This window comes from Massilistercora timonensis (assembly GCF_048354975.1).
GTDB lineage: Bacteria > Bacillota > Clostridia > Lachnospirales > Lachnospiraceae > Massilistercora > Massilistercora timonensis.
In genome coordinates this window covers 1-7,775 of sequence record NZ_DBGCJQ010000002.1, presented here as the reverse complement: position 1 = coordinate 7,775, position 7,775 = coordinate 1, and the positions used below count along the sequence as shown (strand labels likewise).

Below are 7,775 nucleotides of genomic sequence, written 5' to 3'. Positions count from 1 at the left end.
CTCTCCAGCCTCCCAGGCTTCCTCCCGCTCCTGCCGGATATGTTTCTCCTGGTCATATTCATAGATACTCACGTTCTTCGCCTCCCTGCGATTCTTCTCCAAGAACTCCTTCAGGATCCCCTCCTGGATACATTCTGTTATGGCCCGCTCTACTGCTTCCGCGATAGGCTGTTCTTTGGCGTACTTCCTCACCCGCCCTGTATACTCTGCGTATTCCCACAAGGTATGGCAGGCTTCCATCAACTCCGGATTATGTCCCTGGTTCACGTTCAGCACCAGCACCTTCAGATCCAGCATAGGTTCTTCTTCCTTCACCGTGTACAGATCAGAAAGCTTCAGGATCTGCCGGTCTGGCTGATCCGCCTCCCCATTGTAGAAGACTATAAACCTGGGGACTGGCAATACTACCCGCTTTGTCCCGTACAGGTTGGCATCCATCGTCATCCCTGAGAACATGTCCGACAAGTAAAAGAAAAAACGCAGCGACAGGTTGGGACTGTAAGTAGACTGATGTTCATACAGGGAAAGCTGAGCGTCAATAAGGAATGACAAGTCATTCTTCATGGACATATAGATGGCATTCTCCAGGGTGTTGATCTCCAGAAGTTCCGGATCCTCATAGTGTTTCCCACTAATTGCATTATACAGTTCCAGCAGTTTCCTCTTGTCCTCGAAAATCATGACAAATAAGCGTGCCTTATACAGGCGGTTCGGTTTCTTTTCCATCCAGTTTCCTCCTTTGAAATAAAATGTCCGCAGGAGGCATCTGTCTTCTTCCGCGAAACCTCTCTGCGATGTTTGATTGGGATACAAAGCATTGAGATTTCTTCTGACAGATCCTGTCTGAATGTTCGATGCGGCAGACGCCGCCAAGAAGTGAACAGCTAGAAATGTAAATGCTTTTGTTATGGCAAATTTACCACTGATCTTTCAGTCTGTCAATATGGGGACAGGGTATTTTCAATCTGGGACGGGGTATTTTCGAAAATACTACGTCCCAGATTGAAAATACCCTGTCCCTTTTTGATTAATCTGCGAATTTCGTCTTCTGAAACTTCATGGAATAGGCGGAATAGACGCTCAGCATGATGATGTTGGCCAACGCCAGCAGCACTACTGCTGTCATACCGGTCCCAAAGGAGAGCTGTCCCAGCATAGCGATCGTCAGCAGGATCATCAGAAGTGTCTTCATCATGGTGAAGGCCTTGTAGCTGGACTTATAGATCACCATCCGTTCTGCCTCGTCGCAGCTCTCGATCCATTCTTTCTCAAAGTGCAGGTCCGACGCGTCTCCCTTCTTGGAGGGATCTTTCCTGCGAAGCTGCCTTACCGCCGCGATCTGATACATGACGCAGACCAGCACTGTGGCCAGGAAGGGGATCACCGTCATACCCAGCCGCTGGTAGGCCGCCTCTTCTTCAGTGACCGGGAACCCGAAGGCGAAGATCACCATGGAAAGGCACATCAGTACGCTGCTTGCCAGCATCCCTGCGGAGCTCCAGGCTTCGTATCTCTGGTCCAGTTCTTCCATCAGGGAATCGTCCTCTTCATCCATCTTCTGTACATAGCTTTCTGCCTTTCGATAGCATACAATGCTTACAACCAGGGAAGCCGCCACGAACACCCACAGGATCGGCACCACATAAGCTCTCATCCAGCCGGAAAATGCCTGCAGCATGCCTGCCATCCCGTCTTCGTACAGGACCAGACCCACTCCGAACACCGCTCCGATAGCGCCGCCCAGGCACATTATCAGGATCATCTTCAAATAGGAATTCATCTTCTTCTCTACTCTCTTCTCTGTCATGTTACTCATCCTCCTCAAGCTCAAATATCTCTTCCACCGGAACCTCAAAGATCCTGGCTAACTTCAGCGCCAGCGCCACCGACGGGGAATAGTCCCCCCGCTCAATAAGGCTGATGGTCTGCCGGGATACGCCCGCCAGCTTGCCCAGCTGAGACTGGTTCACATCCATCCTGGCCCGGTGCTCTTTTACGCGATTCTTAAGTCCCATATGCACCTCTCCTTGCTTGTCATGACAATTATTCTTTTCATTTTGACAACTTTTCTTGTCATCATCAGAATACCATTGACAACTTTATTTGTCAATACCTTTTTGACAACTTTTTTTGTCATTTTTTCCGGGCGCAAAAAATCCCGGCCGTTCAACACGAAACAGCCGGGAATCTCCTGCCCTTTTTCAATCGGATCTATTCCTCTTCATCCTCCAGCCCCAGGATCTCTGCCAGCACTTCCACGATGATCTCGTTGGTGCAGGACTTCACATATCCCAACATGTGCAGGGAGATCTCATCCTGCTTCTGGGCCTGAGTAAGGGAATCATCATGGTGGGTCTTCTCGATCAGCTGGATCAGCTGAGGCGTCAGTTCCTCATACACGTCCACTGTGGTCTCAGTCACCAGCTTTCTTAAATCTTCTTTTCTTGTCGGTACCATCTGTCTTCCTCCTGTCCGCCTTATATTTCTAACCGAAATTACGGATCTTGAACTCTCTTTGCGCTTCCCGCTTCTGATCCTTCTTGGCGATATCCTGCCGCTTGTCGTAGAGCTTCTTGCCCCTGGCAAGCCCGATCTCCACCTTCACAAGGCTCCCCTTGAGATAGACCTTCAGCGGCATAATGGTGATCCCCTGCTCCTTGGTCTTCCCCAGAAGCTTGTTGATCTCGGACCGGTGCAGCAGAAGCTTCCTCACCCGCAGCGGGTCTTTATTGAAAATGTTTCCCTTCTCGTAAGGACTGATGTGCATTCCGTAGATAAAGACCTCCCCTTTCTCCACGCGGACAAAGGCCTCCTTGATACTGCATTTCCCCATGCGGATGGACTTGACCTCCGTTCCGCTTAAGGCGATCCCCGCCTCAAAGGTCTCCAGGATAAAATAATCGTGATATGCTTTCTTGTTATTGGCAACCAGTTTCACATTCGTTGTCTTTGCCATCCTCCAACTCTCCTTCATCTGCGATCTCAAAGTCCACGGTGCGTAAGAAAACGTCCGCGCCAATGACCCGCACTGCCAGACGCTGACCCAGCCGGTAGGTCTTCCCGGTACGGGTTCCCGTCATAAGACAGCGCCCCTCGTCATAATCATAATGGTCATCCGTCATATTTGCAACATGAATCAGGCCTTCCACCGTATTTTTTAACTCTACATACATTCCCCACCGGGTCAGGCCTGAGATCACGCCTTCGTATATCTCGCCCACATGGCGGCTCATATACTGGGCCTTCTTTAAGCGCACGGTCTCCCGCTCCGCCTCGTCCGCCCGCCGCTCCAGTTCGCTGGAGGCCCTGGCCACCTCCGGCAAGATCGTCTCATAATGTTCGATCTTCTCCGGGTTCATCCGTCCCCGCACGCTGTCCTTGATGATCCTGTGGATCTGCAGGTCCGGATACCGGCGGATGGGGGATGTGAAGTGAGTATAATAGTTGGCTGCCAGTCCGAAATGTCCGGTATTCTCCGGGCTGTACCGGGCCTGCTTCATGGAACGCAGAGCCAGCCGGCTGATCAGCGCCTCCTCATCGGACCCCTCTACTTTCGCCAGCAGCTTCTGGATCTCCTTGGGCCGGACTTCATTCTGCCCCACATGCATGGAGTAACCGAAATTATTGATGAAAATGGCCAGCGCCCGGATCTTCTCGCTGTCCGGCTGCTCATGGGTCCGGTAGAGGAAGGGCAGTTCCTGCCAGTAATAGTCCTCCGCCACCGTCTCATTTGCCAGCAGCATGAAATCCTCGATCAGCTTCGTGGCCACGTTGCGCTCATAAGGACGGATCTCCAGGGGCATGCCCTGTTCATCCAGGATCAGCTTGCTCTCCGGGAAATCAAAGTCAATGGATCCCCGCTTCTGCCGCCTTTTCCTTAAAATGGCAGAAAGCTTGCCCATCCGCTGGAACATAGGCACCAGATCCTGGTACCGCTCCCGTTCCGCCTCATCTTCGTCCTCCAGGATTTTCTTCACACTGGTATAAGTCATCCGCTCCTGCACATGGATCACTGTCTCCGCGATCTCATGGTCCAGCACCGCTCCATTGGGATCGATCCGCATGATGCAGCTTAAGGCCAGCCGGTCACAGCCTGCGTTCAGAGAGCAGATCCCGTTGGACAGAGTATGGGGGAGCATGGGGATCACCCGGTCCGCCAGATAGACGCTGGTCCCCCTTCTCAGAGCCTCCCGGTCCAGGGCGCTGTTCTCCTGCACATAGTTGGCCACATCCGCGATGTGGACGCCAAGGAGATAGTTCTCTCCTTCCATCACAAGAGAAACCGCGTCGTCCAGGTCTTTGGCGTCCTCCCCGTCAATGGTAACCATCTGCCAGTCCCGCAGGTCCTTCCGTCCCGCCATGTCCGCAGGGCTTACTTCCTTCGCCACCCGGACCGCCTGGTTTTGCACCCGCTCCGGGAACTCCAGGGGCAGTTCATAACCTTTCACAATGGACAGGATATCTGTCCCCGGGTCGTTCACATGGCCGATGATCTCCACGATCTTCCCCTCCGGGTTCCGTCCGTCTTCCCCATAGGATAAAAATTCCGCCACCACCTTGTGGCCGTCCGCCGCGCCTCCCTCTTTTCCTTCCGGGATAAATACATCCTTTGAGAATCTGGGATCGTCCGGGATCACAAAGCCATAAGCCTGCTTTGGTTTCCTCTGATACAGGCCCACCACCCTGGCATGGCCCCGGGCCAGGATCCTGAGGATCTTTCCCTCCCGGTTCCGCCCGGAAGGCCTGCCGGTAATCTGGACTTCCACCTCATCCCCGTCGAAGGCTCCTCCCTGATCCTCCTGAGCAATATAAATGTCGGTCTCTTCCTCCGGCACCGTCACGAAGCCGAAACCCTTCCGGGTAGCCCGATAGATACCGGTCTTCTTCTCCGCCTCGCCTTTGTAATATTTCCCCCGCCTGGAAACTGCGATCTTTCCTTCTGCCTCCAGTTCCTCCAGCACCTCTTTCAGTTCCTGGCGCCGGGTTTTTGGAACCTGCAGCAGCATGGCCATCTCTTTGAACTTCATGGGGGTATACAGGTCGTCGCAGATAAAATCATAGACTACCTTTTTCTGTTTCTCTCCTGTTCGGTCCATAGCCTTTCCTTTCCCTGCATGTAAAAAGGACACTCCTTTGTACAGGAGTGTCCCACTGTTTCTCTCAAATATACTCTGCCTCTATGCAAAAACCTTAAGATTCAGCACTGCCGCCAGCACGATAAACAGAACTGCCAGGAACTTGGTGGACTTCACCAGAGCTCCCTCCATGGAACGTCCCTTGTTCTGTCCCCAGTAAGTATCCGCCATACCGCTGATGGTGCCAAGCCCTGCGGACTTTCCTTCCTGAAGCAGTACGATCGCGGAAAGGGCGATACAGTCTATTGCAAATAGGATCATAAGTACGATCTTCAGAATCTCCATCTTATACACCTCCTGTGGATAAACCATGTTTATTCTAACACAGGGTTATCCGGTTGGCAAGACAATTTTTCTCCTTCTTACTGATTCGCCCGGTATGCCTCGTCGGCGCTGTACACGTCGAATCCGCTGCCCTTCAGGATGTCGATCACCCGTCCCGGATCATCGCTCTTTAACACTGCTGCCGCGTCAGATCCATTGGCAAAGGCGTACATATATTCCACGTTTACCTCGCCTTCCACGATCTGGTGCATAGCCTTGGAAAGAGAACCTGTCGCATGGGGCACCCGCAGGGCCACCACGTCGGTAAGCATTGCGGTGATCCCGGCCTCCTTGAGCGCCTGTTTCCCTCTCTGAGGATCGGACACGATCATGCGGAGCATTCCGTAATCGGAGGTGTCCGCAAGGCTCAAAGCCACGATGTTCACGCCATTGTCGGCAAGGACTGTCAGCACCTCGTCCAGACGTCCCTCTCTGTTCTCCAAAAATACTGATAACTGTTGGATCGTATTGCTCATACCCATGTTCTTCCCCTCCTTCTTACAGTACACGGTTGTCGATGACACGTTTTGCTTTGCCTTCACTTCTCTGGATGGTCTTAGGCTCTACCAGCTTCACCCGCACAGATACGCCCAGCGCCTGTTTGAGCACGGCCGCCACCTTGTTCTTCAGTTCATCCAGCTTCCGGATCTCATCGGAGAAATATTTCTCGTCTACTTCCACCATAACGGTCAGCACATCCAGGTTATTCTCCCGGTCTACGATCAGCATATAGTGAGGCGCCACGCCGCCGCCCATGGACAGGAGTGCAGTCTCCACCTGGGTGGGGAATACATTGACGCCGCGGATGACTTTCATGTCGTCGGTACGTCCGGTAAACTTCTGGATCCTGGGAAGAGTCCGCCCACATTTACAGGGGCTGTGGTCAATGCTGGTCAGGTCCTTGGTACGGTACCGGATCAGCGGCATACCTTCCTTGGCAAGGGTGGTGAATACCAGCTCGCCGGTCTCCCCGTCCTTGCAGGGACTCTGGTCTGCCGGGTTCAGGATCTCCGGATAGAAGTAATCCTCGTAGACATGCAGGCCCTGGTGGTGGATACAGTCCATGGCAACGCCCGGTCCTGTCACCTCACAGAGTCCGTAGATGTCGAAGGTATTGATGTTCAGGATGCTCTCGATCTTTCTTCGCATCTCGTCGGTCCAGGGCTCCGCTCCGTTGATGCTGGCCCGGATCTGCAGGCGGTCTACGATCCCTGCCTCCTGGGCTGCCTCCGCCAGATACATGGCGTAGGACGGCGTACAGGCAAATGCGGTAGCTCCAAAGTCCTCCATGCACATCAGCTGACGCTTGGTATTACCGGAAGACATGGGAATCGCCATAGCTCCCAGCGCCTTGGCTCCAAAATCCAGTCCCATTCCACCGGTGAACAGTCCGTATCCATAGCAGATGTGGATCCGGTCTCCCGCCGTCAGTCCTGCCATGGTAAGGCCTCTTGCCACACACTCGCCCCAGACGTCCACATCCTTCTGGGTGTAGGAAGCCAGAGTCAGCTTTCCTGTGGTTCCGGAAGTTCCCTGCACACGTACGATCTCTTCCTGGGGAACCGCCAGAAGACCGAAGGGATAATTGTCTCTTAAGTCCTCCTTGGTGGTAAAGGGAAGCTTGTCGATATCTTCAATTCCTTTGATATCTCCAGGCTCCACGCCCAGATCATCCATCTTCTTCCGATAGAACTCTACATGATCATAAACATTTTTCACCTGCTTTACCAGGCGTTCACTTTGCAGAGCGGACATCTCGTCCCGGCTCATGCACTCGATCTTCGGGTCTCTGACCTTCTCTTTCCAATCTTCTAACGCTATTTTTGCCATCTTACTTTACTCCTGTTCCTTAATTCCTTCTTTGCTTATATCTGCGGACTCTGCTCTCTACAGATCCGCCTCTTCCACCATCTTGACTCCGGCGTCTGCAAGCGCTTTCTTCGCCTTGTCAAAATCATCCGTACTGACTACCATCACCGGCGCCCGTCCGTCCCGGATGACAAAGGAATAGATATAGTTGATGCTGATCCCGCTGTCCGCCAGGATCTCCAGCATCTGGTTAAGATTTCCCTTCTTGTCTTCCAGCTCCGCGCCGATCACCTGGTGGATCCGCACTACGAATCCTTTACTGGTCAGATAGGCCTTGGCCTCCTCCGGCTGATCTACCACCAGACGCAGGATCCCGAACTCCGGCGTGTCAAAACTGGCCACCGCCCGGATATTCACATGGGCTTCATTGAGCCTGGAAGTAACCTCCATCAGGCTTCCCGGTTTGTTCTCCACAAATACCGACAACTGTCTGATCATACCGCACCT

10 protein-coding genes are annotated in these 7,775 nt (G+C 53.1%); all 10 read right to left on the bottom strand.

All coding sequences use genetic code 11. The features are described 5' to 3' along the window. A partial coding sequence (locus tag ACML7B_RS00125; protein ID WP_418538728.1) for a hypothetical protein occupies positions 1-726 on the bottom strand: 726 nt, incomplete at its 3' end. A gap of 301 nt (positions 727-1,027) precedes the next feature. Then, entirely contained in the window at positions 1,028-1,807 is a 780-nt protein-coding gene (locus ACML7B_RS00120; RefSeq protein ID WP_418538725.1) for a DUF3169 family protein, read from the bottom strand. 1 nt (position 1,808) lies between these two features. After that, positions 1,809-2,015, bottom strand: coding sequence for a helix-turn-helix transcriptional regulator (locus ACML7B_RS00115; protein WP_106789981.1), 207 nt, complete (start codon positions 2,013-2,015; stop codon positions 1,809-1,811). 196 nt (positions 2,016-2,211) lie between these two features. Continuing rightward, positions 2,212-2,457, bottom strand: a complete 246-nt coding sequence (locus ACML7B_RS00110; protein WP_346707918.1) for a hypothetical protein — start codon at positions 2,455-2,457, stop codon at positions 2,212-2,214. Between the two features lie 28 nt (positions 2,458-2,485). Next, positions 2,486-2,956, bottom strand: a complete 471-nt coding sequence (gene smpB / locus ACML7B_RS00105) for an SsrA-binding protein SmpB (protein WP_106789978.1) — start codon at positions 2,954-2,956, stop codon at positions 2,486-2,488. Further along, a complete protein-coding gene (rnr, locus tag ACML7B_RS00100) occupies positions 2,919-5,096 on the bottom strand; it encodes a ribonuclease R (protein ID WP_418538723.1) in 2,178 nt (725 codons plus the stop codon). The genes smpB and rnr overlap by 38 nt, the downstream gene beginning before the upstream one ends. A gap of 81 nt (positions 5,097-5,177) precedes the next feature. Further along, positions 5,178-5,420, bottom strand: a complete 243-nt coding sequence (gene secG, locus ACML7B_RS00095; RefSeq protein ID WP_106789976.1) for a preprotein translocase subunit SecG — start codon at positions 5,418-5,420, stop codon at positions 5,178-5,180. A gap of 77 nt (positions 5,421-5,497) precedes the next feature. Beyond that, complete coding sequence (locus tag ACML7B_RS00090; RefSeq protein ID WP_106789975.1) at positions 5,498-5,941, bottom strand: ACT domain-containing protein; 444 nt, start codon at positions 5,939-5,941, stop codon at positions 5,498-5,500. A 16-nt stretch (positions 5,942-5,957) separates the two neighbouring features. Further along, positions 5,958-7,289: a phenylacetate--CoA ligase family protein gene (locus ACML7B_RS00085; protein WP_106789974.1), complete on the bottom strand. Its 1,332-nt coding sequence runs from the start codon at positions 7,287-7,289 to the stop codon at positions 5,958-5,960. A gap of 57 nt (positions 7,290-7,346) precedes the next feature. After that, on the bottom strand, positions 7,347-7,775 hold a 429-nt coding region (locus ACML7B_RS00080; protein ID WP_418538721.1), incomplete at its 5' end, for an ACT domain-containing protein.